20 protein-coding genes are annotated in these 25,485 nt (G+C 52.1%); 6 read left to right on the forward strand and 14 right to left on the reverse strand.

Going from position 1 to position 25,485, the window contains the following annotated elements:
• Positions 1–2: 2 nt before the first annotated feature.
• Genes ACR02O_RS22870 through ACR02O_RS22895 form a run of 6 tightly spaced genes read left to right on the forward strand, consistent with a single transcriptional unit; the run spans position 3 to position 11,765 of the window.
• Entirely contained in the window at positions 3–3,029 is a 3,027-nt protein-coding gene (locus ACR02O_RS22870) for a type I restriction endonuclease subunit R (protein WP_494522471.1), read from the forward strand.
• 45 nt (positions 3,030–3,074) lie between these two features.
• Positions 3,075–6,731 (forward strand): ATP-binding protein, encoded by a 3,657-nt coding sequence (locus tag ACR02O_RS22875; protein ID WP_494522472.1) that lies wholly within the window; start codon positions 3,075–3,077, stop codon positions 6,729–6,731.
• Positions 6,724–7,347 (forward strand): condensin complex protein MksE, encoded by a 624-nt coding sequence (locus ACR02O_RS22880; RefSeq protein WP_494522473.1) that lies wholly within the window; start codon positions 6,724–6,726, stop codon positions 7,345–7,347. The genes ACR02O_RS22875 and ACR02O_RS22880 overlap by 8 nt, the downstream gene beginning before the upstream one ends.
• Complete coding sequence (locus ACR02O_RS22885) at positions 7,344–8,567, forward strand: hypothetical protein (protein WP_494522474.1); 1,224 nt, start codon at positions 7,344–7,346, stop codon at positions 8,565–8,567. The genes ACR02O_RS22880 and ACR02O_RS22885 overlap by 4 nt, the downstream gene beginning before the upstream one ends.
• Positions 8,564–9,430: a DUF7281 domain-containing protein gene (locus tag ACR02O_RS22890; RefSeq protein ID WP_494522475.1), complete on the forward strand. Its 867-nt coding sequence runs from the start codon at positions 8,564–8,566 to the stop codon at positions 9,428–9,430. The genes ACR02O_RS22885 and ACR02O_RS22890 overlap by 4 nt, the downstream gene beginning before the upstream one ends.
• A gap of 22 nt (positions 9,431–9,452) precedes the next feature.
• Complete coding sequence (locus tag ACR02O_RS22895; protein WP_494522476.1) at positions 9,453–11,765, forward strand: nuclease-related domain-containing protein; 2,313 nt, start codon at positions 9,453–9,455, stop codon at positions 11,763–11,765.
• A gap of 33 nt (positions 11,766–11,798) precedes the next feature.
• Here ACR02O_RS22895 and traN read toward each other — a convergent pair whose 3' ends face one another.
• The 14 genes from traN to traL all read right to left on the reverse strand — a co-directional run bounded on the left by traN (position 11,799) and on the right by traL (position 25,370).
• Positions 11,799–14,612, reverse strand: a complete 2,814-nt coding sequence (traN, locus tag ACR02O_RS22900) for a conjugal transfer mating pair stabilization protein TraN (RefSeq protein WP_494522477.1) — start codon at positions 14,610–14,612, stop codon at positions 11,799–11,801.
• Positions 14,579–15,610 (reverse strand): TraU family protein, encoded by a 1,032-nt coding sequence (locus ACR02O_RS22905; protein WP_494522478.1) that lies wholly within the window; start codon positions 15,608–15,610, stop codon positions 14,579–14,581. Before ACR02O_RS22905 ends, traN begins: the two co-directional genes overlap by 34 nt.
• On the reverse strand, positions 15,607–16,815 hold the full coding sequence (locus ACR02O_RS22910) for a TrbC family F-type conjugative pilus assembly protein (protein WP_494522479.1): 1,209 nt from the start codon (positions 16,813–16,815) through the stop codon (positions 15,607–15,609). The genes ACR02O_RS22905 and ACR02O_RS22910 overlap by 4 nt, the downstream gene beginning before the upstream one ends.
• Complete coding sequence (gene lepB / locus ACR02O_RS22915; protein WP_494522480.1) at positions 16,802–17,341, reverse strand: signal peptidase I; 540 nt, start codon at positions 17,339–17,341, stop codon at positions 16,802–16,804. Before lepB ends, ACR02O_RS22910 begins: the two co-directional genes overlap by 14 nt.
• A gap of 4 nt (positions 17,342–17,345) precedes the next feature.
• A complete protein-coding gene (locus ACR02O_RS22920) occupies positions 17,346–17,663 on the reverse strand; it encodes a hypothetical protein (RefSeq protein ID WP_494522481.1) in 318 nt (105 codons plus the stop codon).
• Positions 17,653–20,067, reverse strand: coding sequence for a type IV secretion system protein TraC (gene traC / locus ACR02O_RS22925; RefSeq protein ID WP_494522482.1), 2,415 nt, complete (start codon positions 20,065–20,067; stop codon positions 17,653–17,655). The genes ACR02O_RS22920 and traC overlap by 11 nt, the downstream gene beginning before the upstream one ends.
• Positions 20,064–20,321: an RRXRR domain-containing protein gene (locus ACR02O_RS22930; protein WP_494522483.1), complete on the reverse strand. Its 258-nt coding sequence runs from the start codon at positions 20,319–20,321 to the stop codon at positions 20,064–20,066. Before ACR02O_RS22930 ends, traC begins: the two co-directional genes overlap by 4 nt.
• A gap of 11 nt (positions 20,322–20,332) precedes the next feature.
• The gene (gene traA, locus ACR02O_RS22935) at positions 20,333–20,632 is read right to left on the reverse strand and encodes a TraA family conjugative transfer protein (RefSeq protein ID WP_494522484.1); all 300 of its coding nucleotides are present in this window, start codon (positions 20,630–20,632) and stop codon (positions 20,333–20,335) included.
• Positions 20,633–20,763: 131 nt separating this feature from the next.
• On the reverse strand, positions 20,764–21,270 hold the full coding sequence (locus ACR02O_RS22940; RefSeq protein WP_494523480.1) for a TraV family lipoprotein: 507 nt from the start codon (positions 21,268–21,270) through the stop codon (positions 20,764–20,766).
• 5 nt (positions 21,271–21,275) lie between these two features.
• Positions 21,276–22,100 (reverse strand): DsbC family protein, encoded by an 825-nt coding sequence (locus ACR02O_RS22945; RefSeq protein ID WP_494522485.1) that lies wholly within the window; start codon positions 22,098–22,100, stop codon positions 21,276–21,278.
• A 27-nt stretch (positions 22,101–22,127) separates the two neighbouring features.
• Positions 22,128–23,507: a TraB/VirB10 family protein gene (locus tag ACR02O_RS22950; protein ID WP_494522486.1), complete on the reverse strand. Its 1,380-nt coding sequence runs from the start codon at positions 23,505–23,507 to the stop codon at positions 22,128–22,130.
• Entirely contained in the window at positions 23,507–24,484 is a 978-nt protein-coding gene (locus tag ACR02O_RS22955; protein ID WP_494522487.1) for a TraK protein, read from the reverse strand. The genes ACR02O_RS22950 and ACR02O_RS22955 overlap by 1 nt, the downstream gene beginning before the upstream one ends.
• On the reverse strand, positions 24,481–25,092 hold the full coding sequence (locus ACR02O_RS22960) for a TraE/TraK family type IV conjugative transfer system protein (protein WP_494522488.1): 612 nt from the start codon (positions 25,090–25,092) through the stop codon (positions 24,481–24,483). Before ACR02O_RS22960 ends, ACR02O_RS22955 begins: the two co-directional genes overlap by 4 nt.
• On the reverse strand, positions 25,089–25,370 hold the full coding sequence (traL, locus tag ACR02O_RS22965) for a type IV conjugative transfer system protein TraL (protein WP_494522489.1): 282 nt from the start codon (positions 25,368–25,370) through the stop codon (positions 25,089–25,091). The genes ACR02O_RS22960 and traL overlap by 4 nt, the downstream gene beginning before the upstream one ends.
• Between the last annotated feature and the right edge of the window lie 115 nt (positions 25,371–25,485).

Here is a 25,485-nt window from a genome sequence, read left to right on the forward strand (position 1 = left end):
GGATGGTCAGCAAAACCTCCGAGAAAGAACTGGAAATCGCCATCGAAAAACAGCTGACCGGCACCTGTCTGGAAGCCCAAAAGGGTGTTGCTGAAATGGGCGATCTGCCGTTCAGCCCCAGCCACGGTTACCAACTCGGCTTGCCGCACGATTTCAATGCCCGATATGCCATCGACAGCAAACGCTTTTGGGCGTTTCTGGAGCACACCCAGCATGAAGAGCTGGAAAAGTTGCAAAAGCACGGCGGCGACTGGCAGCTTAAAGTGCTGGAGCGGTTCGATAAGCTGATCAAAAAATACGGCCTGTTGCATTTGCTGAAAAAAGGCTTGAGCGTCGACGATGCCACTTTGCACCTGATGTATCCGGCACCGCTGGCCAGCAGTTCCGACAAGGTGAAGCAAAACTTCGCCGACAACATTTTCAGCAGCACTCGCCAAGTGCGCTATTCACTGAGCAATACCCTGGAAGAAATCGATCTGGTGTTGTTCATCAACGGTCTGCCGTTTGCCACGCTGGAGCTGAAAAATCCCTGGACCGGCCAAACCGCGCGTTATCGCGGCCAGAAACAATACCGCGAAGATCGCGACATCAATCAGCCTTTGCTGCAATTTGGTCGCTGCCTGGTGCATATGGCAGTGGATACCGATGAAATCTACATGACCACCAAACTGGCAGGGCCGCACACCTTCTTTTTGCCGTTCAACAAAGGCCATAACCACGGCGCCGGCAATCCGCCCAATCCCAATGGCCACAAAAGCGCCTACTTATGGCAAGCCGTGTTTAGCAAGGAGAGCGTCGCCAATATCATTCAACATTTTGTGCGACTGGATGGCAGCAGTAAAGAACCGCTGGATAAGCGCAACTTGTTTTTCCCACGTTATCATCAACTGGATGTGGTGCGCAAACTGGTGGCACATGCGAGTCAAAACGGTGTTGGGCAAACCTATCTGATCCAACACTCGGCGGGTTCCGGTAAATCCAATTCCATTACCTGGGCAGCGTATCAATTGATAGAAGCTTATCCAGCCAAGCTGGATACGCCAGGTGCGGTTGACCTGGAAAAGCCATTGTTCGATTCGGTGATTGTCGTCACCGACCGCCGCCTGTTGGATAAGCAATTGCGCGAAAACATCAAGGATTTTTCCGAAGTCAAAAATATCGTCGCCCCGGCGTTTAAATCTTCGGAGTTGAAAAGTGCCTTGGAGCAAGGCAAGAAAATCATCATCACCACCATCCAGAAATTTCCCTTTATCATCGACGGCATCGCCGATCTGAGCGACAAACGCTTTGCGGTGATCATCGACGAGGCGCATAGCTCGCAGAGTGGTTCCGCGCACGACAACATGAACAGGGCGATGGGTAAAAGCGAGCAGGCTGAGGAAGAGCTGGATGTGCAGGACAAAATTCTGCAAGCCATGCAATCCAGGAAAATGCGCGGTAATGCCTCGTATTTAGCCTTTACCGCGACGCCGAAAAACACCACGCTGGAAAAGTTCGGCGTTAAACAGCCGGATGGCAGCTTTGAACCCTTTCATTTGTATTCCATGAAACAGGCGATCGAGGAAGGCTTTATCCTGGACGTGTTGGCCAATTACACCACCTATAAAAGCTATTACGAGATCCAAAAATCGATTACAGATAATCCGCTATTTGACAGCGCCAAAGCACAGAAAAAGCTGCGCGCCTTTGTCGAACGCCATCAGCAGACTATTGCGATCAAAGCGGAAATCATGCTCGACCATTTCATCCCGCAGATGGTCAACAGCAAAAAACTCAAGGGCAAAGCCAAGGGCATGGTGATTACCCAAAATATCGAAGCGGCCATTCGTTATTACCGGGCCATTAGCCAGCTATTGAAGGACCGCGGCAATCCGTTCAAGGTCGCCATCGCCTTTTCCGGCACTAAAGAAGTTGACGGCATCGAGTACAGCGAAGCGCAAATCAATGGTTTTGCCGAAAATGAAACCCGCGATTATTTCGATCAAGACGAGTACCGCTTGTTGATCGTCGCTAACAAATACTTGACCGGATTCGATCAGCCCAAGCTCAGTGCGATGTATGTCGATAAAAAATTGCAAGGCGTACTGGCGGTGCAAGCCTTGTCGCGATTGAACCGAGCAGCACCCAAGTGGGGTAAGAAAACCGAAGATTTGTTCATCCTGGATTTCTTTAATTCGGTAGACGATATTAAAACGGCCTTCGATCCTTTCTATACAGCCACGCGCTTGTCAGAAGCCACGGATGTCAATGTATTGCATGAGTTAAAAGACGCACTGGATGAGGTGGCGGTATATGAGTGGTTTGAGGTTGAGCAGTTTGTCGAACTGTATTTTAGTAATGCCGATGCACAGCAGCTAAGCCCGCTGATCGATACGGCGGCAGACCGGTTCAATCAAGAATTGGCGCTGGATGAACTGGCTAAAGCCGACTTCAAGATCAAGGCCAAGCAGTTTGTCAAAATCTATGGACAAATGGCGTCCATCATCCCGTATGAAATTGTCGTTTGGGAAAAACTGTTCTGGTTCCTGAAGTTTCTAATCCCCAAGCTGATCGTGAAAGACCCCAATGCGGATCAGATTGATGAATTGCTGGAGTCGGTGGATTTGTCGTCTTATGGTTTGGAGCGGGTCAAACTCAACCACCACATTGGCCTGGATGCCAGCGAAACCGAGCTGGAGCCGCAAAACCCCAATCTGCGGGGAACGCATGGCGGTGGTGAGGAACACGATCCTCTGGATGAAATCATTCGTAGCTTTAATGAACGCTGGTTTCAAGGCTGGGGTGCAACACCCGAAGAGCAGCGCATCAAGTTCATCAATATCGCCGACGGTATCAAAGCACACCCAGATTTTCAGGAAAAATACCAAAACAACCCCGATGTTCATACCCGGATCCTGGCGTTTGAAAAGATATTTGAAGACGTGATACTCAAGAATCGCCGCAATGAATTGGAGCTGTATAAACTGCTTGCCAATGATCCTGCATTTAAAGCCGCTATGCAGCAGAGTTTGCGGCAAATGGTGGCTTGATTGTGCCTATCACCAAGAACACTTGAACAGTCAAAAAGGTAACGGATGGGAAGTTTTGCATTAATTCGGCTGATTTTGATCGACTCCTATAAACCGGGCACGTTACAAGAAGTTCGGTTGGAGGGGCACACCAACCTGAACGGTGTCAACGGTGCTGGTAAAACCACCTTGTTGCGATTGATCCCGTTGTTTTTTGGCGAACGACCTGGGCGATTGGTGCCGAGAAGTAAAGTCACCGACAGCTTTGCCAAGCATTATTTGCCCAATGAGTCGTCTTACATCATTTTCGAGTATCGCCGGGATCAGCAAGTTTGCCTGGTAGTGATCTATGCCTCACTCAATGAAGAAGGTCTTTGCTATCGCTTCGTCGATAAGGGCTTTGATCGTGACGATTTTCTGGAAACTCGACTGGATGGCTCTTGCTTTCCGATTTCCTGCCGCGATCTGAAACGGCACTTGGACAAACGTCAAATTAATTCCAGCAATCAGCTGACGTCCTGTAGCGACTATCGCACGGTGATTCAAAACCTGCCGCATAGCAAGGGTCAGGAATTGCGTAATTTGATTGCCCGTTATAGCTTTTGTCAGGGTAGTGCCGGGCGGCGACTGAAGGACATCGAAAAAATCGTCTCCGGCATGCTGCAACGTTCGACCGATTTTGCCGACTTGCGGGAAATGCTGGTCAACTGTATCGACGAGAACCGCGATTCCATTGCCTTGGATGTCTCTATGGATAAATTAGAGGATTGGCACAAGGAATACCGGGCCTACCAACACAGCGAAGCCGAGCGGGAACAGGCCGCAGAACTCAGTGAGCTTGCGGCTGAACAGGAACAATTTAAAAGCCGATTCGGTGAACTTTACAAGCGCCTATTACTGTTGAAGGAGCGTTATCGCCAGCAACAGCAAGGGCAACAAGAACAACTTTCACAAGCCGAACAAGCACTGACAACCTTGAAGACTGCTTGGGAAGCCGAGGAACTTGAAATGCAATCGGCTCTTGCCCAACAAAGAGCCGAGCTAAGCAGCCAGGAGAAGCAGAAAACCCAACTGGAGAAAGAAAAAGCCGAATGGGACGCCAAAGACATACAGCTGAGTATTCGTCAGGCCGAGCAACAGCCTGTCTTTGCCGGCAGTCTGGCAAGGGAACAACAGCACTACGAGAAGCTAACTTCCGAAGTTCAGGACATCAATGCCCAATTCGCAGCGATCAAAGCCGACACGGAGAAAGGTTACGCCGAGCAACGTCACCAGCACGAGCGGCAGATCGATGAGGCCAAGGCGCAGGCTAGCCAAGATGAGGCCAAACATCGTGCGGAACATAACCAGGCCCGAGAACAACTGAGAGCCGCGAATAATGGCGAACAAGAGAAACTACACGGATCGGCCGGCGAAGTTCAGGGAAAGTTGGGGGCACTGAATGCACAAATTGCCCAAATCCAACCTGATCCGGTACTAATCCAAACCCGCGAAGCCAAACTGGAACTTCAACAGAGTCTGCAACAGCAATTGGATCAGGCCAAAACCGAAGTCGTCGGTATCAACAAACGTATCAAAGCCAATCAAGAGGCTGTTGAGGATGCTCTGAAACAAAAAGCAAGTTTTCAGACTGAGAAACAAACCATTGAGGAGGCGATCAATCAATTAAAACGGCAATTGGATACCGAAGCTGATACCTTGCTGCGTTTTCTACGTGAGCATCAACCGGACTGGGCGCAGGACATCGCCAAAGTGGTTAATCCGGAACTATTGCTGCGCGACGACCTTGAGCCGGCGTTAATGGGAAATCCGACAGGATTGTACGGGGTGTCGCTGAATTTGGAGGTGCTGCCGGCGGATTTGGCAGCCGATGAACAACAAATCCGTACAGTGCTGGCTGAGCATGAACACCGCTTACGCGAGTTGGCCGGCTTGGACGAACAGGTCGAGCAACAATTGTTGGCTTTGAAAAAGACCGATACCCAACTGCGCAAGCAATCCCAACAAGCTGAAAGCGAGCAGGGTCGCCTGCAAACCGGCTTGAAGGCTATTCAAAGCGAACTAGGCTCTTTGAAGCTGCAGATTGAAACCAGCAAACGCCAGCGCGCGCAACAGTTACAGGCCGAAAAAACGGCTGTCGAGCAAGCCTTGGCGGATATTAAACAACAATTAGAGGGCTTAAAACGGCAATTGCAACACGAGGAAAAGCAGCTGGCTGTTGAACTCGACGCGGTTATCGCCCGAATCAAACAGGTTGCCAGCCAACAAGTCGAGCATATCCGGCAAGACATTTCAGTGCTAAAAAGCCAAGAGCAACAGGCCCTTCAAGAACTCGATCAACAACGACTGAACAGTCTGAAAACCCGAAAAATCGATGTCGATGCCTTGCAACAGCTTGAGACCCGAATTGATACTTTGAAAAAACAGTTGCAAGCCGCCAAAGCCGCAGCTGAAACAGTCAGCGATTATCGGCGTTGGGAGCAACTGCATTGGTCTGGCTACCCTCAGCTGAGCAATGCGATTCGCCAACTAACTGCAGAACTCCGGCTAACCGAGGCACAGTACGAAGCCGCCAAGCACCATTATCAACAGCACAGCAGAGCATTAAAAGCCGAGATGGATCAGCTGGCCGCATCGCTTGAGAAATTGACGCAGGAATTGAAGACTCTGGAACAATTACTGGACGACTGCACGCCCTATGCGCGTTATGCCGCCAATGTCATCAGTTTTGACGAATCGCATACCTTGGCCTTGTTACAAAACGAATATCGTAGCTTGAACGAGGCTTATAAAAGCCAGCGTCGCCTGCTACTGGCCAAGCTGAGGCATTTGAAACAGACCTTAGCACGTTATCCCGGCACCGGTCCGGCTCAGTATTATGCCAGTCAGGAAAATGAGCTGGGCCTGGATAGCGACGAAACGGCCTGGCTATCGCCAATCTTGAATTGGTACGACAGTGCTCACCAGGATCTTCGCAGTCTACTAGTCAATCAGGCCAATCTGTTTGGCGCGGTAATCCGGAATTATCAACAAGCGTTGGAACATTTCGACCGCGGCATAGACTCGCTATCAAGACGGTTGGCCAAACATATCGATAGCAACATCCGTTTCGATAAAATCGAAAGCATCCAGGGGCGCTTGACCTCAAAAGTGCAGACTTTGGGCTATTGGCCGCAAATCGTCGCCTTTACCAAGCAATACGATGACTGGAACCGTAACGGCGATGGCCGGTTGCCCGGTGAGGCCTTTGCTGACATGGTGCGCTTGGTGGCGGAACAGATGCCAGGCAAAGGTCGGGTGGAAATGAAACTGGTCAATTTGTTGGAACTGGAAATCATAGTCAGCGAAAACGGCCGTAGCAAACGCGCAACCCATGCCGAGGAGTTGCAGCAAATTTCCAGTCACGGCCTGTCGTATCTGATTTTGTGCGTATTTTTTATTGCTCTGGTCAACATGATCCGCAAGGACCAACCCTTGAACATCATCTGGCCGATGGATGAATTAAAGGAATTGCATCAGGTCAATATCGAGGTGTTGCTGGAGTTACTCAGCAATAACGACATCACCTTGCTGTCGGCTTTTCCCGATCCCGATCCGGACGTACTACGGTTGTTCAAAAACCGTTATCAGGTGGTTGGTCAGCGTGAATTGGTAGAGATGGAAATCGATGACGCATATCTCATGGAATTGGCTCCCTTGGTCAGGGAGCTAGCTGATGTTTGACGTGCTACTAAAGCGCTTGCTGCAAGGCGAGTTCATTTGCGAAATCAGCGACGAAACCGGCTTTCGTTTTTTACAGCAGACTGATAATGCACAACAAGTTGACGAATTCTTAAGCAAATTGCAATACCGTTTGAGTAAGACTCAGAATGGGCTGGCATTTTACGCCGCGTATCGACAGATTGACGCCGGCGCCCGCCGCGATATTCAACGAATCTTTCAGCAATTTCGGGTGGAATTGCAGCCGGTGGTGGAATGGCTGGAGATGATGATGGCCTGTTTGCATCGCGACACGGCTTTATCACCCGGCGATACGCTGAGTTTCGGGGCACTATTACAGGTCATCGAGAGCAACCAGGCCTTGGCTGATCGCTTGCAAACCTTTAGCCGCTTCAAAGATTTTGTCTGTACTGACGATGCCGTGAAAAGCCGTCTGGAAAAGCTGCTGAAAACGCTGGATCAATGGGGTTATTTGCATCTGTCCAACCGCGATACGCTGATCTATCAGGTAACCGGCAAGCTGGATTATTTCTATCAAGCGCTGCAATTTATCAAAGAACATGAGCAATTGCCCATTGCCCAGGATGAAGATGAAGTGACCCAGGAGAGTCTGTTTTGAGTCAGGCCGAACAAAGCCTGGAACGGCTGTTCAGGGCTCTGGCTAATCATAGCGACTTGATCGCCAAAGCCTATTTCAACGGCACCATTTATTCCGATAGCCAAAACCAACGCACCCTCAATCAACTCAAACAATTTAAAGTACTGGTCGATCACGGCGACGATGGGTTTCGTATCGCCGGTCGCTTGAGCCAGTTTCTGGATAGTGCTTTGAGCAGCGACCGGATCCGTCGGCTAGATACCGATCTGTCGAGCTGGATCGATACCCTGGAGCAGCAAATTGGTTTGTATCAGGATGCCTGGCGGGAAAATAGGCTGGATGATGTCGACCATTATCTGCTGGAAATCCAACGGCTGGTGTTTGATTTGGCCGACAATTTGGAGGAGAACACCAGTTACCTGTTAATGCTGGTCAACAGCCGTTTTGCCAATGTTCGTACCCTGGCGGAGAAGCAAAAGCAAAATAGCTTTTACATTGCCCGCCTAGAAAAACTGGTCAATGCCATCAGCGCCTTGCAGCCTGAATTTTTACTGGAATATGTCGAAGAGCAGCCGGAGTTACATCAACTGCTGGAACGGCAATTACTCAGGCTCTTGCCGAAGTACCAACAGCGACTGCAAGACATTCTCGATAAACTCAAAATTTTCCTGTTCGAACTACGGCAAATCGAAGTCCGCGCGCAACTGGTGCAGGGCTTTGCGTTTTATCTACGGCAAAACCCCGATTACCAGCCGCTCGATTGGAGCGAGCACGATCAGATTCCGGAACACTGGAATCGTATCCAGCCTTTAGCGCTATCTGCGCATGCTGACTCCCTGGATCATGCCGTGGAGCAGGAACTGGTCGAGATTGCCCAGAAGATCCGTATCGATAGCGACGCCCTGTTAGCCAAACAAAAGCAGCGGCGTTTGAACTCGATTAACCTCACGCCAACAGAAAAGCAGACCTTACAGGTTCCTAGATACCGGCAGCAACTGGCGGCCTTTATGGCCAAAGTCCGGAAGCAAGCCGGTCGCCCCTTATCGGCGTTGGCATTTCAACAGGTATTTACCTCCGATATCGAACCCACCATCTGGTTAGCGTGCGTGATGAACGAATGCTTGAAACAGCAACATAAGTCCCTGCAAGTCGAATGGCGTGAGGTAGGCCAAGGGACAGGCTTTACCGGCAATAAGAAGATTTCTGACATCGTATTGTGCTACCAAGTGGTTGAGAAATGAATAAAACCTGGCTGACTGTGATTGCCCGCGCATTAACTAGCGAACAAGCGATTTTTCCGCTCAATCAAACCTGGCAGGCCATTCACCGCGAATACAATATCGGCCTCACCCAAGCCAAAAAACTGCATCTGACCAGCGCAGATAAACAGGAATTGCGCGAGTTGGTTAATAAAATCACCGGCATTGATCTGCAGCAAGTGGGAATGGGTGAATTTTCCACCATGCAGCGCGAGCAGGTGTTAACGCTTGCCTTCGATGAAAAACTAGCGGGGCAATCGGTGAAGAAAAGCCGATTAGCCATTAAACCCTTGCCGGGTAGGATGCTCAAGTTAAACGGTGAAGCATATCGACTGCCGGACAACAGTCATTGCGATATAGCCTTAGACAGCATCACCTGCGTTGAACATCAAAGTATCTGGATCGTTGAAAATTACCGGTGCTTCGATCAGTTGAGTGCGATGAAGCTGGATGAATTGGCAGAGTCGACCGATCCGCTAGTGATATTTCGGGGCGATCAGGTGTATCAGGCTGGCACGGTATTGAGTCTGATCGAGAAACACCCATTGCCAGTCTGGGTAATGGGCGACATGGATCCGAAAGGTCTGAGCATCGCGCAGTCTTTTCCAAGCTTTGCCGGTTTGATAGCGCCGGACTTGGTGCAGTTGGAGTGTTATTTTAAAGACTCCGGCAAAGCCAATCATAAACTCTATGAAAAACAACTCGCCGGTTGCCGCATGGCTTTATCCGATACCCGCTATCCCATCATCCAAGCTTGTTGGCAGCTGATAAAATTGCATCAGGCAGGCATCGTTCAGGAGCATTGGCTGGTCGATAATACGTCGCTGAGAATGCTCCCCGCCTAACCCTGATCAGAGTAATAACCTGATGATGATAGAGCCAGTCCCGAACTTTTACCAAGATCGATTTCTACGCTTAACCGAAAGTAGTGAATCCGCGACTGAAGCGATTATCAAATTGACTCACCGGTACCTGGATGGAAAGCCGGCCAAAGCCGGGAAGCGAAATTTAAGTGTTGCTGATCGAGATCTTGATTTTTGGACGGCCGCATTTTGGGATGAAGCTTCGGAGGATATTTTTGCAGAGGAAGCCTTCGCCCTGGCTTTGGCTCGTTATCTTCAGCAAAACAAAGTAACCAGACCTAATTGGTTGCAACACTTAGTTGTCACGGCACCCGTAACACTCCGGCGAGCCATTCGCTATTCTCAGGTGTTTTTGTCACCAAAGTCATTGCGTTGGCAGGAAATCGATGCGCTTGATCTAGGCGACGCAGTGGACCTATCTGATTTTATTAAAGCGTGCGAAATTCTCGAAGAAGAAAACGGCAGATTTAAGAACGCGATAAAGTTGATTGAAGCCGAGTTGAAACGGTTAACGCCGTTAGAAACGCTGGTCTATGCAAGCTTGTTCGCATTCAAACATATTGTTTACAGCCAAGGACAACATGAATTGAGGCCTCATCAATTTGAAAAGGATCGTGCCGAGGCTAGTCGAGATGCCTTTCAGGAAATGTCTGATGCCCTCAATCAAATACTCGTTTCAAAGCTAAAAGCCAGTGGACAAAATGATTTTTTTATATCGGAGCGAATCATCGGCGAATCGCTTCGAAAACATATGGCTTCGTTACTGTTTCCATCTCATTCCACAGCTAGAGTTGCCGAAAAATGTCTGTTCTATCTGGAGACATTTGAACGCCTCGTTGACGCCTATCTGCAATTTAATGAATCTGTAGGTAAAACCATCGAGAATTTTTGTTTCGATGATGATTACGACATTCGCTTTGAAAATGAAAAGCTGATTGTATTTCCGCGGGTAAATCAGGAAGGGTATGACTGGGGTCGGAACGGTATGAAACTTGATCGATTTCATCAGTACTGGCATTTCAGGTCGATTGATGAATTTATCAAGCTAGGCCTTGCCTTTGAACGCTTTGGCACCCCAGAAAATGAAGAAAGTAATCGGTTTGCCTGGATATCCGCTATACGCACCAAACTTGAGCTGACTGAAATTTATGGCCTCGACGATCATTTCACAACCGAGGGCGGCGTCAAGGTCGATTTATTGCGGACATTGCTGACAATCGAATTGATGCACGCTTTTTACAAGCACGGATACATTCTTCCCTATTGCCGTGAATTCGAACTGGCCGGAGACTGGTTGACGGCATTGACGGTGTTTTCCTTTGCGGGATTGGTTGAAGGCGAAATTCGATTTCCGATTACTTTTGCTGAGCGTAAGGCAAAGATTGCCAGAATTTGTAACTGGACTTCCAGCGAGGAATACCCAAACGGTAACAAGCAAATGACCGAAGCCATTCTCGATTTTTGGTCAAACGATCTTAAAGACTTATCACGGCAATTACGTGAGCATGAACATGCCCTGAAACCCGAGTTACATGAAAGGCCAATTTTGAAGATTGGCAATTATCTGTTCCAGCTTCCTTGGATGTTTGCGTTTCAAAATAATGTAACTGCCGCTGTTAATAACTTACGGCGATTGGGACGAAATCGAGATGAACTGAATCTGGAAACCAATCGCATCGAGAAAAGGCTGGCAGAAACATTTACAGAATTTGGTTTTAAAGTGGTTGGAAACCTTAACCCACCACGTGACTCCAGTGAAGAAGTCGGCGAAATCGATTTAATTTGCTTACGTGATGATCATTTATTTGTTTTTGAAATAAAGTCTGGCTACATTCGCAAGACCCATCACGATGCCTGGCTGCATAGAACGAATACTCTCCGTAAAGCGGCTCTTCAACTAAAACGTAAAAGTGCATGGGTGGCCAAGGAGTTAACGACTGATCCGACATTGTCAGCGCTGGTACTTGGGCGAGATCCCAGTCAGATCCAAACACATTTCTGGATTATCGATACTTCAATAGAGCATGATCATGAATATTTCGAGGGATTTTTAAAAGTCTCGCTTCAGGAAGTTATCATTGCGCTTAGAAATGAACGTCATTTATTGCGGGATTTGCACCAAGCTATCGATACCGAAAAAACTAAACATGGTTCTAGCACTGTCATAAAAGATGACTTTGCAAAGATTTGTGGAGATGCACTATCCTCAGTTTTTGAACAGATTGACGATGATAATCTCTATCCTTATGGATTTGATGCAGGACAGTTTGCGACAATCATCGAAGCTGCGACTATTTGGGATGTCCTCGACACTTGAAATACCCAAAATCTTCACTGTGAAGCTTTGTGGCTATGGCCCCATTCCCCATCCTTCCAGTTCCGACTGCCGTTTGACCGTAGGTACATCCAGGTCGGTCATCCGGCCTCGTGTGCGGGTTAAGGTGTCTTGGCGGCCGCTGGAGACAGCACCGTATTTCTGCGGATTGAGTCGGCTGCCGGTTCCGGTGAGTTGATCCAGATTGAGCATGGACGCGGCATTGGCGGTGGACGGCAAATGCCCGGTCTGTGCCAGAATTGCCAACCATTCGTCCAAATTGACCTGAGTCCAGTCCACGCGGTCCAGATCTGCGACTTTAATCCCGGTACAAGTTGGACTTTCCGGCGTACCAAAGTCCATGCCCAGCTGCGGTTTGATTTGTTCGTTGAGGATGCGTGCTAGCGGCGAGTTGTAGCAGCAGTAGCTTTCCTTGCGCACCCAACACACGCCTGCCACCTTGCTCTCGCAATAGGTGCCCAGATCCGTACAGACTTTCAGTTGTTTCTTGGCGGCGAGTTCGTATTCCGGTTCCTCGCAGGAATAGACGATCTGGATGATCATGATGATGATCATCACTACGGTATAGGCCGTCATCAGGGTGCTGAGCAGTTCACCTGCGACCGCGGCACCGCCACCCAACTCGACGCCGCCCGATTGGGCCGCCGGGGTCAAGTTGCCCGCGGAGTCGAAGGCCGCCTGGCCACCGGCACTGAACAAGGCGTTACCGGCCGCTTCGCCAAAGGTCTGGCCAATCCATTCTGCCACGGACTTCATCAATTCGCCTTTCAGCGAGTCCAGTAAACCTTGTGAGGCAATGTCGCTGGTACTGAGCATGTCGGTACCGACCAAGTCATTCACCGTCGAGGCAAAATCCGTCTGAAAACTGTTCCAGGCATCGCCGGCTAACGTGAACGGAGTACGCATGGTTTCCCAGGCGCCTCGAATCGCCGAGGTACTGTCCATGGCCATCACCGCGCTGTCCATCTGACTGGTGGCGATCAGCAAATCAATGTAACGTCCCAGCCCCATCGCCCCCGAGGGTGTTTCGCAGCAATCGACCAGACTGAGCGCGCCACCGACCATCTTGCAACTGGCGGGTTTACCCTGGAATACCTGACAGGTGGTCGGATCCTTCTGCTGCAGATCGGCGTTGGCGTAGTCGCAATGCAAGTCCATCGCCATTTGCTGAGCGCTGTTGAGTAAGGCGACCGCCTTGCTGAAATCCTGACTCTGGGTGCGATTCACGGTAATGCAATCTTCGCCCATGCAGCGAATCTGCCCGGCGCATTGCTGTTGGGAATTGCTTTGAATGCCGGGAATGCCCACCGTTTGCCCGCAGTCATAAGTATCGACGCTGTCCCAGCAGGTGCCGGATGCCAACACACTGGTACATTGGCTTTTGATGAACGAGCAGCCTTGGCTTTCCAAAGTCGAACAATTCCTCGTAGTCGTACCATTGGCCGGTGGTTCCAAACAGTGGGTGCCGGCGGTATCGGTCCAGCATTGGCCGTATTGATTCAAATCGCAGTTTCCTGAGGCTTGAATATTCATGCAAGTATTGCGAATCCCGGTCGAACTGGCCACCGGGGCTTGGGCCAAATCCGTGCCGCAGACCATCACCTGCGAAGTCGGATCGACGTAACAGCCCGACGCATTGGCGGGATCGTTCGTGCAACTCAATTGGCTGCCAGCCTGACAAATGCCATCGGTAATTGCGTTGGCCAAGTTTTGACAATTCGGTCCGCTCCAGCTCCATTCGTCCTGGGTGATCAGTTTCGACAGGTCATAGCGCAGCCGAATCCGCGAATAGCCTTCGCCGCGTCCGGAAACTCGGGTTTCTTCCTTGAACACCTTGATGCCACTGCTGTTGAAGGCATACAACACATCAGTGTTGGGATATTCGTTCCAACTGGTGTAAAGCTCGCAATCCCCAAGCCAGCCGCTGGCACCGGTATAGATCAACTGATTGTCGTAATAGACCCGTGTGTGGTCATCGTATTTGACGTATTCCAGCGTGGCGCTGGTGATGGCTTCCGGATGCAAGACCTCGTATTTGACCTGCCAAGTAAACAGCCCGCAATCCGATTCCCAATAATCGTCACCCACCCGGCCGACATACAAATCCATGCAACCCGGCCCGCAACTGGAAAACCCGCCGTCACCACTGACGAAGCGGATCAAAGGCTCGACATTGACTTGATGGGTGGCGGTGCAGCTTTGCGGTACCGTCGGTTGTCGTAGGCAAAGTTGATAATCCGGCACGCGCACCGATTGCTGAGTTTCGGTTTGGGTCGTCGTGGTCGTGCAATCTGAGAATGACTGTGCCCATGGGGTAAAATCGGCAAACACCTGATCGCCGTTGTGCCAGATCGGATCGGCGTGTAAGTTCGGGTGTGACTGGTGAGCGTTATCGATCAAGGTGCGATAGGCTTCGCCGGTTAAGCTGGTTTCGCCGTTCAAGGATGTCTGTGCATCCAGACCCGCCGCCAGCGTGCCGGGATTGTTGCCATAGAGATTGGCAAAATCGCTGGTCGTGCTTGAAGTGCTATTCGTATCCGGAAACAGCGTGCCAATCGAAATGGCGCTTTCCTGAGCCGTTCCCGGATTCAAGGTCAGCGTACCGTTGCCGGTATCGAGCGGAAACGCAAAACCGCCCAGAACTTGCTGTCCGAGTTGTTGACCATCGCGCCCAGCTGCCTGAATCGCATCCGCCCAGGACACGCCAAACGGCGTCCAGGCCATGGTTACGCACAAAATCGCAGACAGCGTCTGCGTAAACCGACGTTGCGGTTCGAATAACTCCTTAACGCCCATCACAGCCCCACACAGCAGTCCTGCCAACGCCACAGCAGGTAGAGATGATCTTCACCCGGCCCAGGATAAGTGCGACCCGCACCCCACTTGAACGTGGTTTCGCCAATGGCGTGATTGGAGTCGGTTTCCGCGACCGGATAAAACATGGATAGCCGGTATTGCGACTTTGGGATGAAGGGATAGATATAGCCGCCGCATAAAGCATCGTTGCCCGAGGTTTTCCAGGCCAGCCCGCGTCGATGCAAGGACGCTGTCGCCCGCGTAGCCAATAAACTGGTAATGCGCGGATCGGTACCGTAACTGGTCGGCGATATGCCGGATAAGGGATACATATGCCCCCAGGCCCCAGCACACCAGAACAACGCATCCAAAGGATTGCCGGTGGCTGCCGCTACCGCATCAGCCACACACGCTGAAATCGCCACCGGATTGGCAAACAACGCCGTCTCCGGACTGGTAAAAAACGCCAATAAGTCGCTATTCCAGGTCGGGTCCAGTTCCGAGACATATAGCAAATCAAAATCCCGGTAGCCGTCACTGTTGCAGCGACCATCCCAGAACAGATCCAGCATAATGGTCAGCGGAAAGGCGAAGTAGTGGTAATTGAAAAACGACATCTCGCTGGCATCGAAGTCGGCCTTGCCGGTAGTGGCAATCAAGCGCACATTTGAAGCACTGAACTTATGGCCGCCCAGTGCCGGCGAGCACCAGGGATTGCGGACGATCTCGATCAGCCGGGCCGGATTCCATAAGCCCATGGTCATACCCAGTTCCGGAATACCCATTGGATCGGTACAGAAACAGAACTTCTCGTCGGTGGCGATACTGGGTACGTTACCACCGCCCAGCGATGCTCCGGCTGCACGAATCGGAAACAAGCAGCTCCAACAAATATCGGTAATCAACTTGCCGGACCACAATTCGGCATCAGAGCACAACGGATCATTGCTATGGGTGGTGGTGTCGGCAACAAGCGGGGTTGTCAGCATTATCAAACCGCCCAACACCCAAGGGAAAATGAATCGCTTCATGACCGTTCTCTTGTTGAGGCAGGCAATTTTCGTTCATGAACCAGCAGACGGTTGCCGGATTGTTCTACGATAGCCGGCACATGCTGTAATTGAAAACGACTGCGCACATCCGGTGTCAGCAGATACAGTGGCGACTTGAACAGCTTCTCCAGGTTTTTCAGATTCTCCCAACCGTCTTTACGCGGTAATTGCGTTGCCAGATACATCGCGCGGGCCTGTTTGTCTTGACAGGACTGATGCTGAATCAGTTCGACTTGAGCCGGCACCGTGGCATCGAACACCTTCAGGCATAAGCTAAACGGCATTTTGTCCAACGGATTGACGGTTTGTCCGGCACGGATGATTAGCTGACCGTTCGGCGCTGCCAGATCGCGCGGAGCGGTGATGGTCAGATCCACTGTCCGGTCACGATTCGCCTGAGCCGTGGGTAAGTCTTCGAATTTTTGTTGTTCCCAAAACCGAGCGATAGCTTGTTGCTGCTTTTGTTTCCAGTCGATGGCGGCCATCCGGCGTTTGATCTCTTCAAGCAAGTCGATTTCGGTAATTTCGCCAACATCGCCCAAGGCGCCCAAATCACCTTGTTTGCCGGCTTTGATCTGTTCGTCTAGCCAGGACAAACTGCTAACACCTCGAACGTGTAACTGAGCTTTACCTTCCTGTTCGACGACGATGTCAGGCACCGATGAAACCGACCAGCGTTGAAAACGGGTGGGATCGATCACGATGTTGGGCAGCGGCTCGAAGCCTTTCAGCAAGCGTTTGAGATCAGCCATCAATGCCGGTAGCTTTTGGCCAAGTTTGGGACCGCGAAACACTAGCAACACATCATCCCGGCCTGCGGCCTCTTCAAAGATGCTTTTCAGCGCGGACTCACCCAGCGAGAAGGACACAAACAATAGCGTGACTGGTTTATTCGAAGGGGTTGTCGGCAGACCGCTTGCCAATGTTGTCGATCGTGTCGATAGCGCCTCTGCTCGAATCGCTTGCGAAGCTTCCAAGGCTTGTTGAGCCTGACGCTTGATGCCCAACTGTTCAGCTTTTCCATTCAACCAGTCGGGTCGAGGCTGGCTTTCCAACGCTTGCATAATGGCCTGAGAACGTTGTAGCCAGACGTCTTCCGCTTGAGCCGATTGCACACCAAACCAACAAAGCAAACAAACCGCCGACTGACGCCAAGGATTTTTGAGAAGATCAAAACAACGCATAGGCCCGTCCAATCACTTGATGGTCATAGACATAACCCCAATAACGCGAATCGAAGCTTTTGTCGGTTTGCCCGGTCACCCAATAGGCGGCGGGCGGAATCGTTTCATGGCGATTAAATTGTGCCGCCGGTTTTTTAAGCTTTTCGGTCAACGGCAAACCATTGATGACTGGTTCGCCGTTTATCGTGGTGTGCTGCGGATCAACATGGATGGTATCGCCCGTGACGCCGGCGGCGATTTTGACGATGATCTGCCCATCCTTGAAAAAGGGTGCCATGCGCTCGGCACGGAACGCAATCAAATCGCCGCGCCAGATGTCTTTGTTGTAAGTGTCGATCAGGTACACCCATTTGTCCGGCAGGCAGCGGTCTACCTGGTCGTCGCCACCGATCAAAAAGCGTTGGCCGATATAGCGTTCAACGGCCAACACCAGCAATAGAATCGGTATTGCCTTTATTAGGAAGCGGCCTAAAGTCAATCGAGTGACACAGTACGACGATGGCGAATGGAACCGAGGCTTCTTCATATCCTTAGTGTCTGGCTTGTCGAACATAGACATCCTCCGGAGCAGCCACCACCGCCGTTGAATCGATCACCAGATAGCCCGCATCACTGAGTTTCTTGGCCTGACCCTGCCAATTCTCGACAATCTTGGCCATGTGTTCCTGGCTGGCATTGGGCGGAATCGATTGAATCAACTTGGCGCGATCGAGCACGAACACCGGTGTGACCAGATTAAGGCGTGCCAAGAGTTGTTGTAATTGTTGTTGTGTGGCCAGCCAACCGCCGATGCCACCCAGACAGGCTGCGATGAAAACGGTGCCGAGCCATTGCGATTTAGGATCCATAGCTAGTCTCTCTCGGTTTGCTGCTGCGACTGTCGATGAGTTGTTGAATGGCATCACCCAGGCTCAAGCCTTGCCGACGCAACTGCTTCAGGGCGTTGACGTCTTCAGGTTTGGTGGAAAACAGAATGCGTTTGAACGGATCGACAATCAGCCGGCCAATACCGGAACCCATCTCGGTGATGAAGAAAATCTCGGAATAGGCACCGGGCAAGGTATGTACGGTTTTTAGTAACTCGTAGCCGCCATCCGATAGCGGCAGACGGCGATCCTGCTTCATACCTTCGATGACTTCGGCTTTTTGACCGAGCAAATACATATTGGCCGAGTTCTCGACAATGGCGCGGCCGGCGGCATTGCGGTATAAGTCGTTCACCGACTGGGTGATGGTGACGGCTGCACCACCGTATTTACGAAAGCGCCGGTAGCCGTGTTCCATAAACTTGGCCACATCGCCTTCGGTGAGCAAATCCCAGGCTTCGTCGATGATGACGATCTTCGGTCGGTTGCGTTCACCGAGATACATTTCTTGCTGGATTTGGTAGATCAGTTGTAGTAACACCACCTGCTGCAGATGTTTGCGGCCTTTGAGTTCTTCCAGTTCCAGGACGGTAAAGTCATTGGTGAATTTGGCGTTGTTGCGGCCATTGAAGTAGCGACCGTATTCGCCTCGGGTAGTAAAGGGAAACAACTGTTCGCCGACATCTTTTAAACGTTGATCGGTTTCAGCGCAGAGTTGCCGGGCAATGTCGTCGACCGACATGGCCTGCGCTTTTTCTGTCCAGAGTTGCTTCAATATCCGTTTGAGACCCGCAGTTTGGAAATCGGTTAGTTTCTCGGTCGGTGCCGCCATCTGGCTGACCAATCCGGCTAACATGTCGGCTTCTTCCTCAAAGTTCTGCACGATTTCGAAGGGGTTCATGCAAATGCTCGAACCGTGGGTGAATTTGACGAAATCGCCTTCCAGCACCTCGCAGAGGTTTTCATAGGAGCGACCGACATCAATGGCCCAGATTTGCGCGCCTTCGGTCAGGTAGCTGACGATGATCTCGTTGGTCAGAAAGGATTTGCCTTTACCGGATTCTGCGGCGATACACAGGTTGTAATTTCCGGTGCTATCAAACAGCGATACCGCCATGTGCTCACCGTTCCTTGAGACGAAATTCAATGTCGGCGTACCGGTGCCGGCCCAATCACCGAATAGCGGTAATAACGGAATGGCATGGCGGGTGGCCAGGGTGCGGTAGCGTTTCAGGTCGGCAATCGCCGAACGCTCGGGACCAAAGGGCAAACAGTTCAGGAAAAACGGCAGGCAGAAATACTTGTCTTCCAGGAGCTGAAAACCCAGCTCTCGAAAATAGACGCGGGCATTGGACACCGCCGCCGCTTCTTCTTGTTCGTCGCAAAACAGTAACACTCCGAAATAGGCCCTGATTGGCCGGTCGCCGTCACGGTAGGCGTCAAACAACACGTCGAAATGGTGTTTGCGTTGCACCAGCACCGGTAGAAAACGGGCTATCGGCGTATTGACCTGATTGGTGATGAATTGCCGCACACCTTCCTGGTGGGTACGGGTCGATTCAGCGTCCGGGTAATGCAGGGTCAAACTGAGCAAGGTGTTTTGACGAATGCCGCGGGTGCCGGACAAAATGTCGCCCAGATAACTCTTGGCGCTGCCGAAATAAAAATGATCGGGTGTGCGTTTGGCGGACAGGGTTTTTACACGTTTTGAACCTAGCCAGACGCCTTTTTCGTCTGTCTGTAAGGCATTGTCATAATCCAGCAATTGATCGCGGATCAGTTGCGATGGATCGCATTCCGGTACCACACGATCTTTCCAGCCGGCATCGGGGTTCCAGTTAAGGATGGTGTTTAGCACTCGCACATACTGATCGGCATCCAGAATCTCGGGATACAAGCCAATCGTCGCCAGGGACTGCTGAGTGGCGAGTTGTAATTCTGTGGCACGACGGATTTCCGTTTCACTGGGCCTTGGATAGGCCATCGGCAGTTTGACCGTGACCAGAATGTGGCTGCGCCGCAAGCGTGCTCCCGATATCGCTTCCGGGGCTTTGGTTGTACCGCGCCGCAAGAAATCGATACTGGCTTGGGTCATGGTTTTATAGGTCTGCTTTTGCTGTTTCAGACGCCGCGTTTGCATGATGGCCAGCGACTCTTCGATGTCCGGCGAAGTCCACAGTGAAACTTGCAATAGCGTTTCGGGCGGCCAGTCCTGATTCAGTAAAACGTTGACCCGCGCAGAAACGCTGGCATCGGCGCCGATCATCGGTCGGCACAGAAAGCCGAAGCCAATGCTGCTATCGGCCATCAAGAACAGGTGATGGTCGTACTCATAAGCTAGTACCGGGAACAGTTGGTCGGCACGGGGGCGTTGCGCGGTGGTCATAACAGGAAATCCTCTTCGGAAAACAACAGCAGGTCTTCGACTGGACATTCCGGATCGAGACGAATCGTAAAGGGATGCCGGCACACCAGCGATACGCGGTGGTTGCGTTTCAACTGCCGGGCTCTAGCCGGATGGCAGGGGTTGATTGGCTGGCCGTTGGCATCCTGGACCCTGACGGTTCGCTTATCGTGTGCCAATGAAGCAAGGCGGCGGTTGCCCGCCGCAGTCTCGGTATCAAGTGTTGAACCGGTCATCGTGGTAAGGCCTAAATCGTGGCGGTCACGATGTTGGTGATAATGGTCGGTGCCGCAAACAGGCCGACACCACTGGCAATCCCCAGCACAAAGCCCATGATGCTGCCGCGCACGACACCGGCGACCAGGCCGACGATGACGAACACGATAGCGATAATGCGGCCGAGCAAGCCTTCCACCCAGCCAGTGAGCAAGGTCCAGACGGTGTTGAACTCGGTACCGCCGGTACCGGCCATGGCGTCATTGGCCATCAGCATAAAAAATAACGATGCCAGGGCAATCAAGACCCCGCTTCGATATGACGTTTTCATCAAAAATATCCTCATTCAGGTTAAAAGACGGTTGCCCGTCGAATCTCGGACGGTTAGTCCGGCAGGGTTTAAGCGGTTGCCCGCTCACTCTCGCAGGGGGTGTGGGACCTGCGGTTAAATGGGTTGACCCATCAAGGCAATGGCTTGCCGAGTCGGGATGACGGGTTGTCTTCATCACTTGCGTCAACGGTCGGCCGTTTCTCGGGTGGACGTTGTTCGACTTGCAAGGGAATCAACGACGAACTGGCTGTCGGAGTTGCCTTGCCTATCATCCAGCGCCGAGGTTCCAGTTCGGTGTAGACGTAGTTGGACACCATCAAATCGCCGTCGGCATCTTCCCAAGGTGCGATCCAGATGCGCATCACCTGGGATGGTGTACGAATCGGCGTGGGATCTTCGATTTTAGGTACGGGTTGTTGTAACGGCGGTACGATTGCCGGTGATGAGGTTGGCTCCGAACTGGGGTTATTTTCCGGAGGCGCTTCCGTTATCGCCGTATTGGTGACTTGGTAAGCCTGCGTCGTTGACAGACAACTGGGTTCGTCCGGCATACCTTTACAGCCGTATTCGGTGGTGGCGCAACCGGTGGTTAACACGATGAGTGACAGACCGATGAAAATCAGGGAATTTGGGTGCATGGGTTTCAAGGCTGTTTCTCCGGTGCGTTGGCGTTTTTGGCGTTTGTAGCAGGCGTCGTTGCCAGACTGGGCGACGGTTTGGGTTTGTCGGCCAACCAATCGGCTAACACCTCGGGTGCGCCACTGTGGGTGCGGCCGTCCGGGGCGATCAGAAACGGCACGCCCTTCAAATCGAACAACTTGGCGGTGACCACGGCTTTTTGCAGCGGCTCTTTGTTGCACTGAGCGGGTGGTTCGGTTGGCAAACCAGCGAAATCCTGTTTCAACAGTCGGTCACGGACGGCGTCTTTGGTTTTGCTATCGCTTGCGCCTAACTGGCAGGCCAATTGCACGACGATGTTTTGCGATTCTGGGCCGAGGATGGGGATCATCACCAGCTTGAAGGTGTACTGGTCCTGCAAGGCTTGCAGGTCTTTCATGACCTTGCCGCAGTACGGGCAGTGCGGATCGATGAACACCAGCACTTGGCCTTTGCCATGGCCGACGGTCACAGCGCCCAAATCGTCAGCCTTTAGCCTCATCCGCGACAGGTCAATGCGGTTGGCGATGTTGTCGATATCCGCCAACTCCTTAATCTCCTGTTGGGTCCAGACGTCCATCAGCTTGCCGCCGTAAAAGGCAAAGCGGCCGTTGCTGGAGATGAACACAATTTGATCGCCGGATTTGACCATCTTGAGGCCCGAGATCGGTAAATCCTGCATGCCGTCAATCTTGATCGACAAAAGGCCTGCGGCAATGTCCGACACCGGCGGTTTTGGTGGATTGGCTGCCAGGGCAATCGATGGTCCGATTAGCGAGGCCAGTAATAAAGAAATATGGCGTAATGTCATAACGACCTTGGGGTTTGGATTAAGGAATCAACTCGGTGACTTCAGCTTCAGCGCCGTGCCTTTTTGCACGATGAAGTTGACTTGACGGGTGGCATCGACTTCGATGACCGGGTAAATTTCCTCGGCCATGTCCATGTAAAAATGCGACAGCCGCTCCATCGCATAACCCGCGCCTGTCAAGGCACCGCCTTCCATTGACTGGGAGGAAAAAGCGCTTTGGAACGGGGTGGTACCGGATAACGCGCCTATGCCGCCGGTCATCAACACAGGGATCTGGTTACGGCCGAAGGCATCGGAAAAGCCGCGCAGGAAACCCGCCATCATCGATTGGGCGAGTAACGCCCCCTGTTTTGAGACCACCCGCCCGCGCACACCGTTTTTGCCGTCTTCGCCGGTGGCATAGGCATTCATCGGCACTTCGATCACCCCACCATCCTGGCGTACACAGGAAAAGGTCTCACCGCGAAAGTAGGCGCGCTCGGCACTCAAGTCGCCAAAGCCTGCGGCCAGCAAAAAGCACTCGCGGACATCGGCGTGGAAACGGTTGGGCAAAATAGCTTCCTTCTTGATCCGGAACAGTACCGGCATGGGTTCTTTCTTGGCTTTGCGACCGGTTGGGGCATCTAGACCATTCAGCAATACGCCGGTCAGAATGCTGCCAGCAGGGATAAAGACGTCGCTGTTGGCGTGGCCTGGCTGAGATTGGCCATGCGCGTTGGTTGGCGAGGTATCTTTATCTTTACCATTGGACTGCTCAGCGCCTTCTTGGATGACGCGAATCTGCATCGCCGCCGGCCCCTGACTATTGGCTCGGCCTCCCGAGACGCCGGTATTACCGGGTATCGGTCCGGGCACAGCGGCTTGCTCGAACACGCGGTTGAGATCGTCTTGTCCGTTGACGAATGGAGGGTTGTTTGGGCGGCGGTTTGACGCTCTTCCCAATGTTGATGGATCCAATGGGAGTTGATTGATGTCGCCTGGGGTGGCGGTCGTTGTCGGTGTAGCCGCTTTGTTCTTCAACGACTCGACTTCACCTGTGACGGCCTGGAGTTTGGCTTCATAGGCTTCCCGTTCGGCGGTGGTCCATTGTTTGAAACGAATTTCGTCGGATTGCTGCTCGCGCTTTTGTTGTTCCTCAATCGCAGCCAGCCGTCGGGCTTGTTCCTCGTTTTTCTGCAGCAGATCGCGCAATTGCGCGGAAATACCGTCAATGCCTAGCGAACGGGGATCGCTATCGGTCAGGATGTGTTGGATGGTGGCCTGTTTACTCAGCGGTTTGCTGACTTCCGGGGTGACGGTGGCCAGTGCGATGATGACGGCCAAAACCACGGTACCGATGCTGCCGACGGCTAGATTGCGTTTGGCGGTCGGGCTCAAGCGTGTCCACCAGGACTCGACGCTGGCCATCAGGGTTGTCCTCCACTCAGTAACGAAGGCCGCAAGGTGGACGATGCCTCAGGCGATTGTCGGACCACGACATATAACTCGGTAGCTTCCTGGGGCTTCAACACTACGTTGGGCCAGACCGATACGGCCAGTATGTCCTGCTGCGTCGTTGCACAGCTGCGTTCGTCGAACTCGAGCATCTCCCCGCCAGTATTCTTGGCGAGCCCCACAAAGATCAGCCGATCCTGACCTTCCAGAACTTGGCCGGTTTTAATCTGCACGCGGTCTTGTAGGCAGCGAATCTGTTCCTGCGGTTTTGGTTCCCGTAGCGAATAACCGGCTGGGGTCTTCTGCAAGCCCAAATCCCGAAACAAGGTTTTCAGTTGGCTGATGTAGGCTTGTTCCTGCTGACTCGAAGATCGACTTGCGCTATCGGCGTGCTGCCATTGGTTCAGTAACTGGTAGCTGTCCTTGTCCAGATCGAGATGAATTTCCCGTGCCGGAATCCGTTTGGGGATCAGGGTTAGCGATAGCGCAATGTCCTGGTTGTCGCCGGGGGTGATGTATAACGTAACCGGCGTTTCGTCGGCGGTGGCGACGTATACGATTTTGCCTTTGGTACTGGTAGTCGCCTGGCTGGTGGTCGTGACCACCGGATGCTCGAATGGCGTGACCAGACGATTCAAGTGACCGACGGCAATTGGCATCAGTTCGTTGATGCCGGGTTTAACCGAAATATGCTGTGGGCCGATGGAAGTGGCTGAAACTGAGTTAGACGCTGCCGCTTGTTGTTTGGCGGCTTTCAATATGCTGGCATCGACCGGTGGTAACTCGATGCCTAAGTCGGGCTGCGACGAGGCAACCGGCTGTGATGGCGATGAGGATGACTCTTCGGCCACGGTGGTGACCGGCGGTAATACGGTCACCGGTAACTCATCAGCGGCCCAACTGCCCTGGGTGAAGGTCGCTAGTAGCCAAGGAAAAAAGAGCCGTTTCATGGTTGATCCTCATGCGGTTGGCCTTGAGTGGCTTTCAAACGGGCCAGGGTTCTGGGGGAATCCGGATACACGTCGATGTATTCCAGCCGGGGACGATAATTTTTGATGGCGATGATGAATTCGTAGGTACGGAGCTTCACGTCCGGTTTGGAACTGGGGCCCTGGCTTTTCAGTTCGCCGCTGACGAAGACTTTGTTGGTCTCGGCTTCGTAATCGACATGACGCGGCGTAAAACTGATCGCGACCCGGTCCATCTTGATGGCCTTGATTTGATCGCTCATGGCATCCAGGACACTGCGGTAAATATCCGGCGCCAATAAAGGCTCGACCGCGGTTTTTAGGAAGTCGGCATTGGCCGGCGTGGTGTTGCCGAGCAATTCGGCCAGGAACAAGCCCCAGGACTCTTTGAACTCGCTGGACGCTTGGCTGCGGGTGACTTCGACCTCCTGCGTCAAGCTCGGTGGCACCAGAATGATGCTGCGTTCGGTGCGCCAGGCGGCCAGCGAAGTAATCACGCAAATCACCAGCAAGCCAATAATGATGACGCGGCTAAACCTATTCTCGGTCTCGTGTCCGTCCCAGGTTTGCAGAAATTCCGACCATCTCATGGCAGGAACCTGTGGATGTAGGGATTGGGAATGGTCTGTGCGCGACTGGGCAACAGGCCCAGCCAATACAACGCATGCAAGGTATAGCCGTCAGGGCGGTTATCGCGGAATCGCCGGTAAAATTTAACTGCAATCAACCCGAGCGCCAAGCCTGGGATGAACTGATCGATCAACATGCCGGTCAGCATGCTCACCATGAAGGGTACGATCTCGTCGGCGCTCCACAATAAAATGTGGATCGGATCGTCGATTGATTGGGGAATGGCAACGGGTTCCATAATGACCTCCGGTTGGGATGGTCATTATTGTGAAGAGAATTTTCGGGAGGTCGTTTTCGAAATCGCGATAATTATTGCGATTTCGTTAATTGGGCAAAAAAAGTTTGAAATTTGT

It is taken from the genome of Methylomonas sp. PHL2-19, from assembly GCF_059331595.1.

Excerpts from the sequence above, each read along its gene's own strand:
- ACR02O_RS22870 (WP_494522471.1), top strand. The coding sequence starts at position 3 with ATGGTCAGCAAAACCTCCGAGAAAGAACTGGAAATCGCCATCGAAAAA.
- ACR02O_RS22875 (WP_494522472.1), top strand. The coding sequence starts at position 3,075 with ATGGGAAGTTTTGCATTAATTCGGCTGATTTTGATCGACTCCTATAAA.
- ACR02O_RS22880 (WP_494522473.1), top strand. The coding sequence starts at position 6,724 with ATGTTTGACGTGCTACTAAAGCGCTTGCTGCAAGGCGAGTTCATTTGC.
- ACR02O_RS22890 (WP_494522475.1), top strand. The coding sequence starts at position 8,564 with ATGAATAAAACCTGGCTGACTGTGATTGCCCGCGCATTAACTAGCGAA.
- ACR02O_RS22895 (WP_494522476.1), top strand. The coding sequence starts at position 9,453 with ATGATGATAGAGCCAGTCCCGAACTTTTACCAAGATCGATTTCTACGC.
- ACR02O_RS22905 (WP_494522478.1), bottom strand. The coding sequence starts at position 15,610 with ATGAAGCGATTCATTTTCCCTTGGGTGTTGGGCGGTTTGATAATGCTG.
- ACR02O_RS22910 (WP_494522479.1), bottom strand. The coding sequence starts at position 16,815 with ATGCGTTGTTTTGATCTTCTCAAAAATCCTTGGCGTCAGTCGGCGGTT.
- lepB (WP_494522480.1), bottom strand. The coding sequence starts at position 17,341 with ATGAAGAAGCCTCGGTTCCATTCGCCATCGTCGTACTGTGTCACTCGA.
- ACR02O_RS22920 (WP_494522481.1), bottom strand. The coding sequence starts at position 17,663 with ATGGATCCTAAATCGCAATGGCTCGGCACCGTTTTCATCGCAGCCTGT.
- traC (WP_494522482.1), bottom strand. The coding sequence starts at position 20,067 with ATGACCACCGCGCAACGCCCCCGTGCCGACCAACTGTTCCCGGTACTA.
- ACR02O_RS22930 (WP_494522483.1), bottom strand. The coding sequence starts at position 20,321 with ATGACCGGTTCAACACTTGATACCGAGACTGCGGCGGGCAACCGCCGC.
- traA (WP_494522484.1), bottom strand. The coding sequence starts at position 20,632 with ATGAAAACGTCATATCGAAGCGGGGTCTTGATTGCCCTGGCATCGTTA.
- ACR02O_RS22940 (WP_494523480.1), bottom strand. The coding sequence starts at position 21,270 with ATGCACCCAAATTCCCTGATTTTCATCGGTCTGTCACTCATCGTGTTA.
- ACR02O_RS22945 (WP_494522485.1), bottom strand. The coding sequence starts at position 22,100 with ATGACATTACGCCATATTTCTTTATTACTGGCCTCGCTAATCGGACCA.
- ACR02O_RS22950 (WP_494522486.1), bottom strand. The coding sequence starts at position 23,507 with ATGGCCAGCGTCGAGTCCTGGTGGACACGCTTGAGCCCGACCGCCAAA.
- ACR02O_RS22955 (WP_494522487.1), bottom strand. The coding sequence starts at position 24,484 with ATGAAACGGCTCTTTTTTCCTTGGCTACTAGCGACCTTCACCCAGGGC.
- ACR02O_RS22960 (WP_494522488.1), bottom strand. The coding sequence starts at position 25,092 with ATGAGATGGTCGGAATTTCTGCAAACCTGGGACGGACACGAGACCGAG.
- traL (WP_494522489.1), bottom strand. The coding sequence starts at position 25,370 with ATGGAACCCGTTGCCATTCCCCAATCAATCGACGATCCGATCCACATT.